This window comes from Yoonia sp. R78084, assembly GCF_044595625.1.
Lineage (GTDB): Bacteria > Pseudomonadota > Alphaproteobacteria > Rhodobacterales > Rhodobacteraceae > Yoonia.
Map to the genome: position 1 here is coordinate 2,269,034 of NZ_CP138993.1, position 16,754 is coordinate 2,285,787.

A 16,754-nucleotide genomic window follows, 5' to 3' on the forward strand; every position below is an offset into this window, starting at 1 on the left:
CAGCTTAGAAGCGATATTTCGGCGATACAAACGGCTTTGACGCACTTGGCGGAGAATTTTTTACCGGCGCACAATCCGCGTTTACGATTGAAAATCGTATCACTCGTTGGCCCGCGTTCACTGTTTGAAAACAGTTTTGCGCGAGAACGGCGGCCAGACTGTAAATCCGGAGTACGCCACATGCGCAATTTCCTCTCGAACATGTCACTGCGTGGTCAGTTGATCATGAGTTCGGTGATCCTTATCGCCGCTCTTTTCGCGATGGTGATCGGCGTACTGCAATATTCACAGAAACAGACGTTATTGGAAAAAGCGCAGTTGGAACAAAATACAGGGCTGCGCATCCTGACATCAACATTCGTGGATCAATTCGACGATATCGCGGTAACTTACGGGGCAGATGGCGCTGTCACATCCGTGAACTGGGATGCGATTCCTGCCTTTGATGACCACCGTTTGATCGACCGCGTGGGTGCGATTTCAGGTGAAACAGCCACCGTGTTTGTTTGGGATCAGAACGCAGGTGATTTCATTCGACGCACTACAAACATTATCAAACCTGACGGGGAACGCGCAGTGGGGACAGCCTTGGGGACTGCCAATCCGGTGTTCGATGTCATGAGAAACAAGCAGACATTTCGTGGCGAGGCGGTGATTCTCGGCAAGCCCTATCTGACGATCTACGAACCCGTCATCGATAGCCGTGGCGACGTGATCGGGATTTTCTACGTGGGCGTCGAGCGCACGCGGATCGACACGGCACTTGCATCAAGCTTCTGGTTGGGTTCCGGAACGGCGGCAGCGATTATTTTGCTTGGAGCAGGTCTTTTGGCAGTATTGATTTCGTGGCTTTTAGGCCCGTTAAGCATTTTGGCAGACCGGATTTCACAAGTCGCACAGGGCCAGCTGCATCAGACAATTCCCTTCATCACACGCAAAGACCAGATCGGCGCGATCGCAAAAGAGATTTCAGGATTTCAGGACGAATTGAAACGCGCGGAAGCCGTCAAGCAGGCCTCTGATACCGCACAAGCGGAGCAGGCCTTCGCTGTCAGCGCCTTGCGCGATGCACTGGAAAAGCTGGCGAAACAGGATCTGATGGTGCGGGTCTCTGCGCGTGATGGCGAAAGTTTCCCACAGGACTATGCCGCGCTGCGTGATGACTTTAACCATTTCGTGACACACCTGTCGCGGACTATTTCAGACATTGGAAGCATTGCCGATGAAGTCGAAAGAATCGGCCAGTCTATCGGTTCGGAATCCGCTGAACTGGCAGCGCGCGTCGACAGTCAGGCCAAAACACTGGCGGACTCCGCGACATCCTTGAACCGCTTGACCGAAGAGACAACGCAGATCGTAAAGAAAGCGGATCAGGCTGATGCGGCGGCAACCCGCAGTCAATCGCTGTCGTCGGATAGTCGCACGGCGTTGGAAGCCGCGATGCAATCGATCGGGCGCATTGAGGCGTCCTCGGGTGAAATCACCAAGATTATTGGCGTGATCGAAGATATTGCCTTTCAAACGAACTTGCTTGCATTGAATGCAGGTGTTGAAGCGGCGCGCGCCGGTGATGCAGGTCGCGGCTTTGCTGTTGTCGCATCCGAAGTGCGCGGGCTTGCCAAGAATGCGACGGATTCGGCAAAGGAAATCAAGGCGCTGATATCAACCAGTGCTGCGGAAATTCAATCCGGCAATAAACTGGTGCAGAATACAGGCCTTAAGCTTGGTGAAGTGTTGGAACATGTCGAATCCCTCGGCGGGCTTGTATCGGATATCGCGCAATCCGTCCGCCGGCAGGCCAGTGATCTTGATGAAATCAACGGTAGCGTCCGGACCTTGGACAATATGACCCAGAAGAATGCGTCGATGGTCGAACAGACGGGCACTGCGGTGCGCTTTTTGCGCGATGAATCTCTGCGATTGTCCGATTCCCTGAAAGGGTTCCGCACGCCGGAACGGCTTGGCAGTGAGCAGAATATCGGGCGTTTTGCAGTGATCGAAAACATGCCACGTTTGGCGACAGGGACCTGAACCATATTGAGCTAGTGAAAATCCCGTGATTTCGGGATGACCCGCACGTCGCGCGGATGCCCGCCCCTCGGGTCATGTGGGATGGCCTTTCTGACCTCATCTGCGCGGGCCAATGGCGCCTCCATCCGGTCGTGCGACAGCCGTTCAAGCGCATCACTGCGGTCGGTCAGGTGATGGGCGACCACATGGATTACATCCGCATCACGCTGGACCGTGCCGCGGACATCAATGACGCGGGCCCGCATGATGACCTTGCGGTACGCCGCCATCACTTTGGGCCAGACCACCAGATTGGCAACACCGGTTTCATCCTCAAGCGTGATGAAGCACACGCCCTTGGCACTGCCCGGGCGTTGCCGGATCAATACGATGCCAGCCAGTTTGATCTGCCGCCCATTGCGCATGTCCTGCAGGGCACGGGTCGGTGCATAGCCCTGTTTGTCCATACTGCGGCGCAGGAAGGACATCGGATGCGCTTTGAGTGACAGTCGCGTCGTCTGGTAGTCCGCCACCACATGTTCGCACACAGGCATCCGGGGCAGGTCAAAACGCTGTTCTGCACCCTCATCACGGGTGCCGGCAAAAAGCGGCAGGTCCGGTGCATCGCGCAGGGCGCGCGCGTCCCAAAGCGCTTGTCGCCGGTCAAGTGCCATGGATCGCAACGCATCGGCGGCGGCGAGTTTGCGCATTGTGCCCGCATCAAGCCGCGCGCGTTCTTTAAGGTCGGTCAAATCGGTGAAAGGTGCGGTGCGGGCATCCATCAGACGCTGCCCCATCTCCTGCCGCATCCCGTCAATCTGGCGCAGACCCAGCCGCACGGCAAAGACACCAGGGCTGACGGGTTCCAGCGTGTTGTCCCAATCCGAATAATTCACATCAGCCGCCCGCACGATCACCTGATGTTCGCGCGCATCGCGCACGATTTGGGCGGGGGCGTAAAACCCCATCGGCTGGGAATTGAGCAAGGCCGCACAGAATACATCCGGATAATGGCATTTCAGCCAGCAAGAGATATAGACCAGATGCGCGAAACTGGCAGCATGGCTTTCGGGGAAACCATAGTCGCCAAAACCTTTGATCTGGTTGAAACAGCGTGCCGCAAATTCCGGATCATACCCGCGTTTGATCATGCGGCTGACCATCTTGTCCTCAAGCGCGCCAATGGTGCCGCGGGACCGGAAGGTGGCCATGGCTTTGCGTAGCTCATTGGCTTCTTTGGTAGAAAACTCCGCCGCGACCATGGCGATTTTCATCGCCTGTTCCTGAAAGATCGGCACACCAAGGGTGCGACCGAGCACTTTACGCAGCTCATCAGGGTCATGCCCCGGACCGGGGGATGGGTATTCCGGCGGTTCCTTGCCACTGCGGCGACGCAGGTAGGGATGGACCATGTCCCCCTGAATGGGCCCGGGCCGGACAATGGCGACCTGGATGACCAGATCGTAGAATTCACGCGGTTTCAGGCGCGGCAGCATGTTCATCTGTGCGCGACTTTCCACCTGAAAGGTGCCCAGACTGTCCCCGCGACACAGCATATCATAAACCGCAGGGTCCTCTTGCGGGACAGTGGCAAGGGTGAAGCGTTTGCCGTAATGGGCATCAATCAGATCAAAGGCCTTGCGGATACATGTCAACATGCCCAGCGCCAACACATCAACCTTGAGGATGCGCAACGCGTCGATGTCATCCTTGTCCCATTCGATAAAACTGCGATCGGGCATCGCGCCATTGCCGATGGGCACAGTTTCCACCAGCGGCTTTTCGGTCAGGACAAAGCCCCCCACATGCTGCCCCAGATGCCGCGGCATGCCGATCATCTGGTCGGCCAGTTTGATGGTACGCGCCATCAGCGGATCGCGCAGATCGATCCCTGCCTCAGCCGCTTCGCGCGCGCCCACTTCGCGCCCCCATGACCCCCAGATGGTTTTGGCCAATGCGGTTGTGATATCCTCGGACAGGCCCATGACCTTGCCCACCTCGCGCACCGCCATGCGGGGGCGGTAGTGGATCACGGTCGCACAGAGGGCGGCACGGTGGCGCCCGTATTTGTGGTAGATATGCTGGATCACCTCTTCACGGCGTTCATGTTCGAAATCAACGTCGATATCAGGGGGCTCGCGGCGCTCTTCGCTGATAAACCGCTCGAACAGCAGATCGTTTTTATTGGGGTCAACGGATGTGATGCCCAGCACGTAACAGACAGCGGAATTGGCCGCAGAGCCCCTGCCCTGACACAGGATTTCCGGCGTGGTCTGGTGGCGCGCGAAATCAACAATCTGTTCGATGGTCAGGAAGTACTGGGCGATATCAAGCTTGGCAATCAGGGCCAGTTCTTTACGCAGGACTGCCGTGATCTCGGGCGGGACACCGTCGGGATAGCGGGTGGCGGCCCCTTTCCATGTCAGCGCTTCAAGGTGTTCTTGCGCAGTAGACCCATCCGGCACCGTCTCGCGCGGGTACTCATAGGCCAGTTCGGTCAGGTTGAAATTGCACGCATCCGCCACTTTGCGCGTTGCCGCGATTGCATGGGGCCATTCGGCAAAGAGCCCCGCCATCTGTGCTGGCGATTTGAGGTGTCGTTCGGCGTTGGCATCCAGCAGAAACCCCGCTTTGTGGATCGTGGTTTTATGCAGGATGCAGGTCATGACATCCTGCAAAGGGCGCCTGTCAGGAGCGTGGTAATGCACGTCATTCGTGGCCAGAATAGAGAGCCCGTTGGCACGCGCCAGCGCATCAAGCCGGTTGATCCGCGCGCGATCATCGCCGCGATAAAGATAGCTGGCCGCGATATGTTTCAGCGTCGGCAACGCACGGGTCAGCCGCCGCAAACCGGCACTGAAATGATTCAGGTCTGCACCCGGCAGTGCGATCAACTGCACCCCTGCGCTCTGCTGGGCCAAATCATCCAGCGTGATATCGCAGGCCCCCTTGTCCTGCCATGCGCCATCAACCCCGTGCATTTTACCCTTGGACAATAGCGTACACAGCCGCCCATAGGCGGCACGGTCTGTAGGATAGGCAAGGAAGGCCTCACCACTGACAAGCTGGATGCGACACCCAATGACAGGGCGGATATTCGCCTTGGTTGCTTCGGTATGCAGGCGCACAACACCGGCCATCGTGTTGAGGTCCGCACAGCCCAAGGCATCATAGCCCAGCGCCCAAGCGGTTGCAGCCAGATCCACCGCGTCAGAGGCCCCGCGCAGGAAGGAAAAACAGGTCGTCACCCCCAGTTCGACAAAGGATGCCCGGGGGTTTGGCGGAAAATCATCGCCATCCAGCGTACGTCGGGGGTGTTGGTGGTCGTTTTCAGGCATTTTCCACCCCCCGATCCGACAGGCTTATCATCTTGCCAAATGGGCTCCGCCCGTTCGCGGCTGAAACTGTCCACTGGACAGTTTCCAAGACGCCACTCACCCCACTGCCGGAGGCATCCCAAGCCCACAATATGCACCACAGGTTCATGCGAAAAACCCATGCACAAACCAGCGCGGATCCCCCCCGCGTCCATCCTCATGCAGGCCTTCGCGATACAGCCACAACCGCAGACCCGTCTGGTTCTCAACCTTGAAATAGTCACGCAACCGCGTGCCGGGGCGGTCCTTCCACCACTCGGGCGCGATCCGTTCGGGCCCTGCATAACGGGCCACACGGTGGGTTTGCCTGCGCCAGACAAATTGTGCAGGCGGGCCTTCGGGCACGGCGTAGAGCACGCGCACCTCTTCGGGATGATCAAGCAGGCGCAGGGGGCGTTCCCTGATCAAAACCGTGCCCTCGCTAGGTGCGTTTGCAAGCGCTGCGATCTGCGCCTCGGCCCGTTCGGGCAGATGGCTTTGGCGCAAAATGGGGCGGGTCACTGCACGCGGGCCGAATTTCGCGCTGAGCCGGTCAATCAGCTGTGTCAGGCGCAGATCATCGTCCGCCCCACCCTCCAGACGGGTCTGGCGGTCCTGCATCTCCTCCAACGCCCCCGCCGCCAGCGTGATCAGGTCAAACCCGAAACCGGGGTTGATACGTTCCAGCTTATCCCGGAAAAGACCATGCAAATGCGCAGGATCGCGTGTTGGCGCAGAGATCGCGACATCAACATGGCTGACATCGCCGTCGGTTCTATAGACCGTCAGATGCAGGCGGCGGCACCCCTGTCCGGTCTGTTTCAACTGATCACAAAGATCATCACAAAGCTCCGGCAGATAGGGGGTTGGGTCAAAAACCGGCTCGGCCAGACGGGCCTGCGCGCGGATCACAGGCCTGGCATCGACGCTGGAAACCGGTTCAGCCAATTTGCCCATCAGCTGGTCCAGCCGTATCAGCGGGTTGGCCTGCACCCCCGCCTTTACAAAGCGGCGGGTCAGGGACAGGCGGGGTACATCCATGACAGCACCAATGGTTTTCAACCCCAGGCGGCGCAGCAAAAGCAGCGTCGGCGCATCAAGCCGCAAACCGGCCACCGGCAAGGCCCCCAGTTTGAAATAAATCTCGTCCGCCCCGCAGATCGCGCGCACCGGCCCGAAACGCGCAAGCGCCCAGGCCGCCCCCCATGTGGGCGCCACCGCCAACCGCGCGGTCAGACCCAGCAAGGATAACTGCGTTTCCATCTCGACCAGCATGGCCGCCTCACCCCCCCAAAGATGGTCGGCCCCTGTGGTGTCCAGAATCAGCCCGTCATTGCCATCCCGCACCGTCCACGGGCACCACCGACGCGCCCAAAGGACCAGCCGGTCAAGGGCTGCACGATCGCCCGCCTCATCGGCATATGCGACCTGCAGTTCGGGGCAAATCGCGCGCATATCGACCACCCGCGATCCCGGCGTGATCCCCTCAAGCCGCGCAGTCCGGTTGGCGGCGTGAATAACCGGCCCATGCTGTCCTTCGCGGGCCAGTACCACGGGGATATTATCCGGCGGTGCGTTTCCCTGCCGTTCCATCACGCGCATCCACCGCTCGATCGCGAACTGGGGCAGCGAGATCGACACGATCCGTCGCGCGGTCATAGCTGGCCACCCATTGGCCGGGCCTGGTATGGCGTGCGCGAAACAGATCGAGCGCCCAGCGCGGCGCGCCGGGGGCCTGCGGATCGTGCGGATGGGGGGCAGAGGGGATACTGGCGATACGCCAACGTTCGCGCGCGGCGCTCAGATCGGGGCTGGCCGCCCTGCGGATCAACCAGCAGGGCACATCGCCGGCCTCTGCGCGCAGGGCCAGTCGTTTGGTGGCGGTAAAATCCAGACAGGGCGGATCGCCCCAAATCTCGCCAATCACAGCGCCAAGGCTGCGACAGCGCAACCCGTCCTCCATCGCCCAAAGCACGTCCACGGCACGCGAAAGATCGACCATAATCACCGGACGATCCACACACATTCCCGCCAGCGCAGGACGCCCCGCCTCTTTGCGGGACAAACGATCCTGCACCCATAGGACCGGTGCCGTACCGCGCGGCAGCCGCGAGAGAGCAAAACCCACAGCACTGGCGTCTGCGGAGTGGCTCGCAAAAGCCTCTGACAAGGTATGGGCGATTGGCGCAGCACGCGGCCCCTGCCCTTCCAGACCTTTGTGTAAACGAAGTGGGGTCACACACGACACACCGAATCCCTCTTGATGTTCACTATTTGTTCTAATTCATTTTATCCTTTCTCGCAACGTCCGCCCCGCTGCGAAATAGGCAGACCTCACAGCGAAGACGCAAAGGCCCCAAAATCCAAGATTCTACTTGTGATCGGCAGTTTGTTCCTGCTAGACGCGTCGGCGGAGACGTGGCCGAGTGGTCGAAGGCGCTCCCCTGCTAAGGGAGTAGGCGGGAAACCGTCTCGAGGGTTCGAATCCCTTCGTCTCCGCCACTGCCCAAAATAAGGCATTGGTAATACAGAATTAATACAAATATTGCTTCCAGGCCGAATTTCGGGAACCCGAAATATACGCGATATCAAACAGACATTTTCCTACTGCCGCTGTGAATTTTCATGTCGTTTGCAGGAAACTATCCTCCGTGAGAAGTGCAATATCGGTTTAAACCGATCAGTTCTGGACGGTGCGCGAAAACACTTTCCGGCAAGTCGGAGGACTTGCCACTGGGCAAAGCCCGTCAGCTTGTTCGGTTGATACGCCGGCTGCGCCTTAAGGGCGAAATACGTACACTGGATCACCTGTAACGTCCGCCTATCGCGTAGAGATTATGGCGCTGGTCAGGAAAATCGTTTTCAGGCCTACCTGCCGGGATGCATGTATCACAGCAGATAGACTAGCCACCGCGGGATGGCATACACCCGCCCTGATCCTAACCTAGGCGCCTGCGGATCACGGGTCTTATTCCTCGTCCATATAGATCGGTGCCACTGGCCGCACCGGAATTCCCGGTTGCCATGCTTGATTGAAGGATGGCGCTGCATAGGGGAATTTCTCTTCATTGAGCGCCTGATCAGAGCTGCGCGGCAGGAAGCTGTCGGGGGCCTCGTAGCGGAACGGGTTGATGTCCGTGATCGTCCAGTAGATCGCATCTTCCGCAAAACTGCGCCCGTTGGGATAGCCTGCAGGCTGCGAGGGGTCCCATGTCAGCATATCGGGGGCATAGAAGGCCACGGTGTCTTCCAGCTTGTCCTCTTCGACCTCAAGCCGGTTAAAGCTGAAGGTGAACTGATCGCCGAAGCGTGAAAGACCTTCATCCGGGTTTGCGGCGTTATAGGCGTTGTTGAAGTCACCAACGGTGGGATATTCGGGGTCGACGGGCAGATAGCGTGCCGGGTTGTATCCGACGGGCGGGTCGACAAAGAAAATACCCTGCACACCCGCGCGCCCCATCCGGTCAACAGATATGCCGTTGCTGTCCGCAACCACGGCCCAGTAGTTCAATGCCTGATCGGCCAGACCGGGGATTTCAAGAACGATCAGTGTCATATCCGAAATCCCGAAGGCACCGATAGAGGTGGGTTCGGCTGGCAGGTTGTCGCCACCGGCCAGTGCCTGTTTAATCGCAAGGGCGGCCGGGGCCTGCACATTTGAGAAGTCAAAAAAGAATGGATCACGCCGTGGGCCGATGAACAGCAACTCGCCGTTATCGCCTTCGACTACTTCAAGCGCGCGATTGAGCGCAGTCGTATAGCCGCGTGCAATTTCGCGGCCGTTCCAGCGGTTCGAACGAGCCTCCTCGCCTTCGGCTACCCGAAGTTCGACTGTTTGTTTCTGTCGCTCGCCATCGATATCCCGGACCCTGACTTTATAGGCAATGTCGGCGCGCGCGTCATCGTCGAGATCCAGCCGGAACATATAGATCAGATCCGGATCAAGCTTGATATCCTCGGACCCGAGCGTGCCCGGCGCGCCGCTACCTGACAGCGGGTTGAGCGTATAGGCTATCGTCAAGCCACCCGTCTGGGCGCCTCGGAACAGGAAATTATCACCGATATCTGACATCGGATAAAGCTGCGTCAGGGGCGCATCGCGGTGATCGGAGGCGCTGACGGCGGAAGCCTGAAAGGCGGCGCAGAATAAGGCGGAGACGAATGCGAGATTGCGGCGTAACACTATGTTTCCTTTCAAAATATGTCGCGTGGGACAAGCCAGGATATCCCGGCTTGTCCCTTGTGTGAGGATCGCTGACAGTTCTAGTTGCGCGACGGGAAGATCCCTTGCAACGCGATGATATAATTAATGCAGAGTGTTGGCTGCATGTTTTCGTGCCGCTGACTGCCTCCTGCGCTGCTGATTGTGCGACTGTTCAGTACGATAGAGGGCTGGGTCGTCGGGTCTGACGGGTTATTGTTAACAAATATGTCGGACCGTCCGATGGCATCGTCTGCGGCACGGTTGTTTGCTGCCGCCGCAGAAGCCACCAGCATTTCATGGCTGTGGGACGGCATCTGCGATGCAACGAGTGCGACATCTTCTACACCGATGCTTTCACCGATCCGGCGGGGCGACAGACCCGGACCGGTCCCAGCGTGCATTGGCACCCGTCCGCGCAGATCAGGCAAAGCAAAAGTTGTGCGTCCGTCACCACCAAAGGCTGTGCCGATGATAGAAAAGAGGGCGGAATTGCTCGAAATCGGCAAAAGCTGCCCATCACAAAAAGCCCAGCCACGCGGGGCAAAATTACCCCCGAAGAGCATGATTTGCGCGATAAATGGTTCCATTGTTACTCCAATCAATCTGTATAAGCGGGGTGAGTGGAAACCTGATCGGTCTGCCCGCCTTCGTGTGTTCACAGTGACCGGTCGTGCGCTTCGCAATCTGTATCCCAACGCACATTTCAAACGGCGCAAATCTGCCATTGCCTGTCTCATATCGGTGCCCTGAACGGCACAAGCGAATTTGAAAGGCGAGCAGATGAAGAAATTAACAAGAGCTTTAGGTGCGACCATGATGATGTTGACTGTCAGCGCGCCAGCATCGGTGAATGCGTTCGGGGGATCGTTCTTTGATGGGCCCGCCTTCAAACCTGTCGGTGTGACGGGTGGTTCGACTGTTTGTGCGTTCAACCCTTACAATGACCCCGGTTTTGGCGAAGCCGAGATCAGCTTTTTTTCGAGCGCGCCCGGCAACACGTCGGTTGGCGGGACCTGGTGGAGTTCGGCGAACAACACCACAATATTCAACGCAGTCACCGTCACCGATCTTGAAACCGATTGTCCGTTTTCAAACGTCGTGATCCTGTCACAGGTCGGCGCTGATGCGGCCTCCTACTCAGCTGAAGATCAGTACGAGCTGGTATGGACAGCGACTTTTGACGACGACGGGCTGAGCTATACCTACCGCGTCGCACTTGAGGGTGTCACAAATACAATTGTTGTGAACACCCGCACCCTCAATACGGCGCCCAATGTCGCGCCGACGGCCAACGCAGGATCGAACCAGTCGGTGCAATCGGGCACGCAGGTGACACTGGATGGCTCCGGCAGCACAGACAGTGACGGCGCAATCGTGTCTTACGCATGGACGCGGACAGGCGGCACCGGATCGGGGGCCAATGCTGTTCTGAATGATGCAACGGCTGTGAGCCCGACGTTTACCGATAGCTCGCTGACCTCCAATGATACGTCGGTTACGCACGAGTTCTCTTTGGTTGTCACGGATAATGATGGCGACAGCTCGGTTGCTGATACCGTGACTGTGACGATCACGCCGCCCCCCAATGCGGCGCCGACCGTAACCGCATCGGCGGTCGCGACGAGTGTCACGTCGGGGACGCAGGTGCAGCTTTTAGGGGCGGGCAATGATACCGACGGGACCGTTGTGTCCTATGCATGGACGCGCACAGGCGGCACCGGTTCAGGCGCCAATGCCGTTCTGAGTGATGCAACTGCACAGAACCCGACCTTCACCGACAATTCTCTCACGACCGGCAGTTCATCGGTCACGCATCAGTTCTCGGTTGTTGCCACGGACGATGACGGCGCGACCTCGAACCCGTCTGTTGTGACGATCACGATTGTCGCCCCGACGAACACAGCGCCTACGGCGGTCGCGGGTGCCACCCCAACCACCGCCGCAGCCGGACAATCCGTGACGCTGAACAGCACTGGATCAAACGCAAATGATGTGGGTCAGACACTGACCTATGCTTGGTCGCAGACCGCAGGCACGGCTGTCACATTGTCAAGCTCAACGGCAGCAGCACCGACCTTTACCGCACCAACGCTGGTCCCCGGTGTGCCGCCCGAGACGCTGACGTTTTCATTGATTGTGAATGACGGTTTTGAAAATTCTGCGGCGTCGCTGGTCGATATCACGGTCAACCCACCTGCAAACATCGACCCAACGGCAAATGCTGGCCCTGATCAGACGGTTGCTTCTGCGGCATTAGTCACGCTGGATGGCACGGCCTCTGATCCCAACAATGCAGGACAGACCCTGACTTTCGCGTGGAGCCAGACCAGCGGCCCTTCGGTAACCCTGTCGAGTACGACAGCGGCCCAGCCGACATTTACGGCCCCGACCCTTGCGGTTGGCGCTGCGGATGACACGCTGGTGTTCAGCCTGATCGTGAATGACGGGGTATCCGGTTCGGTGGCTGACACAGTTTCGGTCACGGTTGAGGCCCCCGCAAATACTGCCCCTACCGCCAACGCAGGCCCAGACCAAGCGGTTGGCTCTGCGGCGTCGGTGACGCTGGATGGATCGGCCTCCGATGCAAATGATCCAGGTCAGACGCTGACCTATAGTTGGGTGCAACTGTCTGGCGGCGCTGTTGTGCTCAGCGGAGCGGATACCGTGATGCCCACATTCACGGCGCCGACCCTGCCGATCGGGGCCGCCGATCAGGCGCTGACTTTCCAGCTATCGGTTTTCGACGGTTTTGACACCTCTGTCACTGATACGGTGGTGATCACGGTTCAAGCGCCGGGGAACACAGCACCTGTCGCAAATGCCGGGGCAGACCAGATCGTGCCAACAAATAACACGGTAACCTTGGACGGGACCGGTTCCACCCCCAATGACGCCGGTCAGAGCCTGACATACGCATGGACGCAGACAGGTGGCACATCTGTTACACTGTCGAGCTCGTCGACACCTTCTCCGCTATTTACCTCACCCAATTTGGAAATTGGCGATAGCGACGCGGTCCTGACATTCAGTCTGACGGTGAATGATGGTTTTGATACATCGGCGGCTGATACGGTCACGGTGACCGTTACCGCACCACCGAACACACCACCCACAGCCAATGCCGGAGCGGATCAAAACGTTGCGGATGGGTCATTGGTCACGCTCGACGGCAGCGCATCATCCGCAAATGACGCGGGTCAAGTGCTCACCTATACGTGGAGCCAAACAGGCGGGACCGCCGTCAGCTTTGATACAACGGTCGCACAGCCGTCATTCACAGCCCCCACATTGAACATCGGCGACAGTGACGCGGTACTGACATTCAGCCTTACGGTGAATGACGGATTTGACACGTCAGTGGCGGATACGATCGTCGTCCTTGTCCGTGCGCCGGGGGATGTGACTGCTCCGGTGATTACGCCACCGGCTGATATCACAGCCGAGGCGGGGCCACTTGGCACAGCTTCGGTGACCTTTGCCGCGACCGTGACCGACAACTTTGATCCCGTGGTCATGCCCGTCTTCCGTCTGGGTAGCGATGTCATCACCAGCCCGTATGACTTTGGCGTTGGCGCCAACACTGTGCTGGTGAACGCGACGGACGCGGCGGGCAACATGGCCACGCAGCAAAGCTTTGTCGTGACCGTCACCGCTGCAACGGCACCGGATGCGCCATTGATCACGACAGCTGCGATCAACGCAAACCGGTCGCTGACGATCGGGGGGACGGCAGAGGTGGATGCGACTGTCACCGTGACCTTCCCCGACAACAGCACGCAAACTGTAACAGCAACAGGTGGCATCTACGCCGTCACATCAGCGGCTGATATGGCGGGGGGTACCGTGACCGTCACGGCAACGGATGCCGTCGGCAATACCTCGGCCGCGGCTACCGTGGATCTGTTCCCTGACTTCGATGGGCCAACAGTGACGATCAGCGGTGCCCCCTCCAGCATCAATGATGCCACGCCCTTCATGATCACAATCACCTTTTCCGAAGCCGTTACGGGCTTTGTTCAGGGTGATCTGAGTGTGACAGGTGCGGCTATCACCAGCTTTGCGGGATCAGGTGCGGTATATACCGCGCAGATCACGCCATCGGGCACCGAAGCTGTCACAATAAGCGTAGCGGCGGGCGTGGCAGAGGATGACTTTGGCAACCTCAACGACGCATCTGGGGTGGCATCAATCGGACTTGGTGCGATGACTGCGACCGAAGAGATGATCACCCAAGTGGCGCGGCAACGAACCACGCAGCTGATCCGTGCACAGCCAAAGCTCAATGCCTTCCTGCTGGGTGACAGCCTTGGGCGGTTCAACGTCAATGCCACGCAAGGTGCAGGCAATTTTGATCTTGGCACATCGCCTGATCGCCCCGTCTGGCTCTCTGCACAAGGGCAATGGAGCACACAGGACGATATCGAAAGCACCTATGCCAACCTGAGCCTTGGCTCGCATTACCGGATCAGCGAAAATCTGTTGATCGGTGCCATGGCGCAGTTCGATACGATGACGTCTGACAACGGGCCGATGGCCTTCGACAGCACCGGCTGGCTGGCAGGCCCCTATGCGGTGGCACGCATGCCGGACCAAAACCTGGTCTTCTCGGGCGCTTATCTTTTCGGTCAGAGTGACAACACGCTGTCGCCGCTGGGCACCTATGAGGACAGCTTCATGAGTGATCGCAGTCTTCTGACACTCGATGTTGCCGGTGAGGTCGCGTTCGAGCGTTTCATGCTTATCCCGATGTTGGATCTTGCCTACGTCAGCGATGAAAACGAAGCTTATGTTGACGGGGACGGCTTTGATGTCCGCGCAATGACCGTCACGACAACCGAGGCGACGCTTGGTCTGGATGTTGTTGTGCCCATCGCTGTCAGTAAAGGCGCACTTGATCTGCTGGGCGGGTTCGGGGCCAGTACATCGATCTTTGATGATGGATTCACCCGGACAGAAAGCAACCAAGGCCAGGTGACACTGGGCGCGCGTTATGCATTTGGCGCGGCAAACCAGTTGTCGCTGAGCATGCAATATGATGGCATTGCTGACGACGACTATGAAGCCTTTGGCGCCACCGCACGGGTTGAGTTCAGCTTCTGATCTGGCCCGATGACGATTGGGCAATGAAGCCCCCCGCACCGTTGAGTGCGGGGGGCTTCATTGATGCTTGGGTTCGAGCCATCGCACGACCCTTCAAGAGATGCAAAACAGGTCGATCATACCGCGCCCTTTGGCATTCACCTGACCGCAGGATGCAAAACCTGTTTTGTCAGTCAGCAAGTTGATGCTGCTGCGTGACAGACGGATTTCATTAGGTGCGCTGGCATTGACGATCCGAGAGGCGATGTTGACCGTATCACCCCAGACATCAAAGCTCAGTCTGTCCTGCCCGATCACCCCCGTCGAGACAGGCCCCGAGTTGATCCCGATCCTGATTTGCCACAGCGGGGCTTGCGGATCGAGACTGGGTGGTCTGGCTTGCGCGACAAAGCAAAGGAACTCTTGCGCTGCGGCGATGACATGGGCGGTAGACGCTGGATCATCGTCCAGACCTGCCACGCACATGTAGGCATCACCGATCGTTTTCACCTTTTCGATGCTGTGGCGGGCCGTGATGCGGTCAAACTCGGAATAATAGTAATCGAGTACCCGCAAAAGCACCAAAGGATCGAGCGTTTCCGATCGCGCGGTGAACCCCACGAAATCGGCAAACATGACCGTCGCATTTTCGCAACGCCGCGGGGTGACGCCGTTATCGCGTTTCAACTCGTCCGCTATTGAATTGGGCATGATCGAGCGCAACAGCCTGTCACTGCGTGCTTGTTCTTGTTGCAATTGTTCATTGAGCTTTTGCAGCTCGGCCTTGGCCTTTTCGACCTGTGCGAGCACGCTGCGCTGAAAGGCCTGACCGGTGTCGATCAGATGCTCGAGCTCGGCCCTGCGCATATCCGATTTTGCCAACCGCCGTTGGAGGCGCAACACCTCATTGTTCTGTGGTGTCGGATGATGGGTCATGGATCTTTCTTCTTGGCTCAGGCCGTTGCGTCGCTAAGAAATACCGCAACGAAAGCGTTGGTATGGGTCAAGGACGGGCCCCCTGCTTTTTCGGGACCGATCTCGCCGTAGCAATAGAAGCCAGCAATTGGCACATCCTGTCCGATGATCGTGCGTACGTTTTCGTATTCTTCGCGGGTGCGTGTGCCCAGTGTTGCCCGACGGCCGGCACAGGAAAAGAGCAGCGCTGCATCGACTTGGTTGTCCTTCATTCCTGCCGCAGCCTGACCGACTGCATTGCGCGCGGCATCGATAATTTCCTGCCGCGATGCTGTTGAAAGCTGCACCACGCTACCCTGCGCGACAGGATTGACCAGATGCAGCGCACCTGTCTCGGCGTCGAAATTCAAAGGAGAGCTGAGGACCAGCGATTGCCGTGTTTCATCCTGCACAGCGAGCGGATAAAAGATTGATGGCTGTTGCAGGTAGTCGGCATATAGCTCGGCTGCGGGGCGGTTGTCGATCTGGTGAACCACAGCGCCTTCAGCCTTTGTGACGTGATGCGGCTGACCAAGCGGCGTATAGCCTGTGGCCACGCCGACAGAGACATTCACAGCCCCATGCACGGTCAAGATCACTACAGCATCGCTTGTCACGACATCATTGCAGATCTGGCGGGTGCCCTGGAACCGGAGCTGATCGGCCGCTGCGCCGCCGACAATTGGCACACCTGTGCCAAGGGCGTCTTGCAGCCCGCCGACAAGGTCATGGATATTCGTGCCCAGACCTTCCAGCATGGCGATACCAAGGTTTATTTCCTTGTCTGATCCGGCGCGTGCCATGGCAACGGCATCGGCCGTGGATTGGGCAGGCTCTGCGATGGCATTCCGCCCGACCCCCACTGAAAATTCAAGGCTGTCTGACGCAAAGAGCATAATGACAAGGCTGTCCTCCAAAAACCCTTCACCGCCAGCGATTTCGCCATCGGTTGTGCCGCCTGCCACCAAGACATCAGGATAGCGCGCGCGCAGAGTTTTCCCGATCACGGAAAGGTCCTGATCAATCGCCGCGTAGACCAAGGCGGCTTTCGGGACATGGCCGTCCAAAATTGAGACGGCCATGTCGAGGGCCTCTTGCACCGCAGTTGTACTCTCGGGGTCGTCGGACCAACCTGTTGCAACTTTCAGCAT

At 58.4% G+C, this 16,754-nt stretch carries 9 protein-coding genes and 1 tRNA gene; 3 read left to right on the top strand and 7 right to left on the bottom strand.

What is annotated here, in order from left to right; all coding sequences use genetic code 11:
* Nucleotides 1-180 precede the first annotated feature (180 nt).
* Complete coding sequence (locus SJY29_RS11495) at nucleotides 181-2,031, top strand: methyl-accepting chemotaxis protein (RefSeq protein WP_400083069.1); 1,851 nt, start codon at nucleotides 181-183, stop codon at nucleotides 2,029-2,031.
* A gap of 11 nt (nucleotides 2,032-2,042) precedes the next feature.
* Here SJY29_RS11495 and SJY29_RS11500 read toward each other — a convergent pair whose 3' ends face one another.
* The 3 genes from SJY29_RS11500 to SJY29_RS11510 all read right to left on the bottom strand — a co-directional run bounded on the left by SJY29_RS11500 (nucleotide 2,043) and on the right by SJY29_RS11510 (nucleotide 7,605).
* A complete protein-coding gene (locus SJY29_RS11500; protein ID WP_400083071.1) occupies nucleotides 2,043-5,348 on the bottom strand; it encodes an error-prone DNA polymerase in 3,306 nt (1,101 codons plus the stop codon).
* Between the two features lie 144 nt (nucleotides 5,349-5,492).
* Nucleotides 5,493-6,959 carry a Y-family DNA polymerase gene (locus SJY29_RS11505; protein WP_400088914.1) on the bottom strand — a complete coding sequence of 489 codons (1,467 nt, stop codon included), beginning with the start codon at nucleotides 6,957-6,959 and terminating at the stop codon, nucleotides 5,493-5,495.
* The gene (locus tag SJY29_RS11510; protein ID WP_400083074.1) at nucleotides 6,928-7,605 is read right to left on the bottom strand and encodes an ImuA family protein; all 678 of its coding nucleotides are present in this window, start codon (nucleotides 7,603-7,605) and stop codon (nucleotides 6,928-6,930) included. The genes SJY29_RS11505 and SJY29_RS11510 overlap by 32 nt, the downstream gene beginning before the upstream one ends.
* Before the next feature lie 173 nt (nucleotides 7,606-7,778).
* On the opposite strand from SJY29_RS11510, the gene SJY29_RS11515 reads away from it, so the two are divergent.
* A tRNA-Ser gene (locus SJY29_RS11515) sits at nucleotides 7,779-7,868 on the top strand.
* 466 nt (nucleotides 7,869-8,334) lie between these two features.
* On the opposite strand, the gene SJY29_RS11520 is transcribed toward SJY29_RS11515, so the two are convergent.
* On the bottom strand, nucleotides 8,335-9,549 hold the full coding sequence (locus SJY29_RS11520; protein WP_400083077.1) for a DUF4331 family protein: 1,215 nt from the start codon (nucleotides 9,547-9,549) through the stop codon (nucleotides 8,335-8,337).
* Nucleotides 9,550-9,629: 80 nt separating this feature from the next.
* Nucleotides 9,630-10,157, bottom strand: a complete 528-nt coding sequence (locus SJY29_RS11525) for a phage tail protein (protein WP_400083079.1) — start codon at nucleotides 10,155-10,157, stop codon at nucleotides 9,630-9,632.
* 226 nt (nucleotides 10,158-10,383) lie between these two features.
* On the opposite strand from SJY29_RS11525, the gene SJY29_RS11530 reads away from it, so the two are divergent.
* Nucleotides 10,384-14,670, top strand: coding sequence for a PKD domain-containing protein (locus tag SJY29_RS11530; RefSeq protein WP_400083081.1), 4,287 nt, complete (start codon nucleotides 10,384-10,386; stop codon nucleotides 14,668-14,670).
* 93 nt (nucleotides 14,671-14,763) lie between these two features.
* On the opposite strand, the gene SJY29_RS11535 is transcribed toward SJY29_RS11530, so the two are convergent.
* Together SJY29_RS11535 and SJY29_RS11540 are read right to left on the bottom strand one after the other, a co-directional pair.
* Entirely contained in the window at nucleotides 14,764-15,585 is an 822-nt protein-coding gene (locus tag SJY29_RS11535; protein WP_110278365.1) for an adenylate/guanylate cyclase domain-containing protein, read from the bottom strand.
* A 17-nt stretch (nucleotides 15,586-15,602) separates the two neighbouring features.
* On the bottom strand, nucleotides 15,603-16,754 hold the full coding sequence (locus SJY29_RS11540; RefSeq protein WP_400083084.1) for an FIST signal transduction protein: 1,152 nt from the start codon (nucleotides 16,752-16,754) through the stop codon (nucleotides 15,603-15,605).

Bases quoted from the DNA above. Each gene is read 5' to 3' on its own strand.
- SJY29_RS11535 (WP_110278365.1), bottom strand. From the start codon at position 15,585: ATGACCCATCATCCGACACCACAGAACAATGAGGTGTTGCGCCTCCAA.
- SJY29_RS11540 (WP_400083084.1), bottom strand. From the start codon at position 16,754: ATGCTGAAAGTTGCAACAGGTTGGTCCGACGACCCCGAGAGTACAACT.
- SJY29_RS11495 (WP_400083069.1), top strand. From the start codon at position 181: ATGCGCAATTTCCTCTCGAACATGTCACTGCGTGGTCAGTTGATCATG.
- SJY29_RS11500 (WP_400083071.1), bottom strand. From the start codon at position 5,348: ATGCCTGAAAACGACCACCAACACCCCCGACGTACGCTGGATGGCGAT.
- SJY29_RS11505 (WP_400088914.1), bottom strand. From the start codon at position 6,959: ATGGAACGGCAGGGAAACGCACCGCCGGATAATATCCCCGTGGTACTG.
- SJY29_RS11525 (WP_400083079.1), bottom strand. From the start codon at position 10,157: ATGGAACCATTTATCGCGCAAATCATGCTCTTCGGGGGTAATTTTGCC.
- SJY29_RS11530 (WP_400083081.1), top strand. From the start codon at position 10,384: ATGATGATGTTGACTGTCAGCGCGCCAGCATCGGTGAATGCGTTCGGG.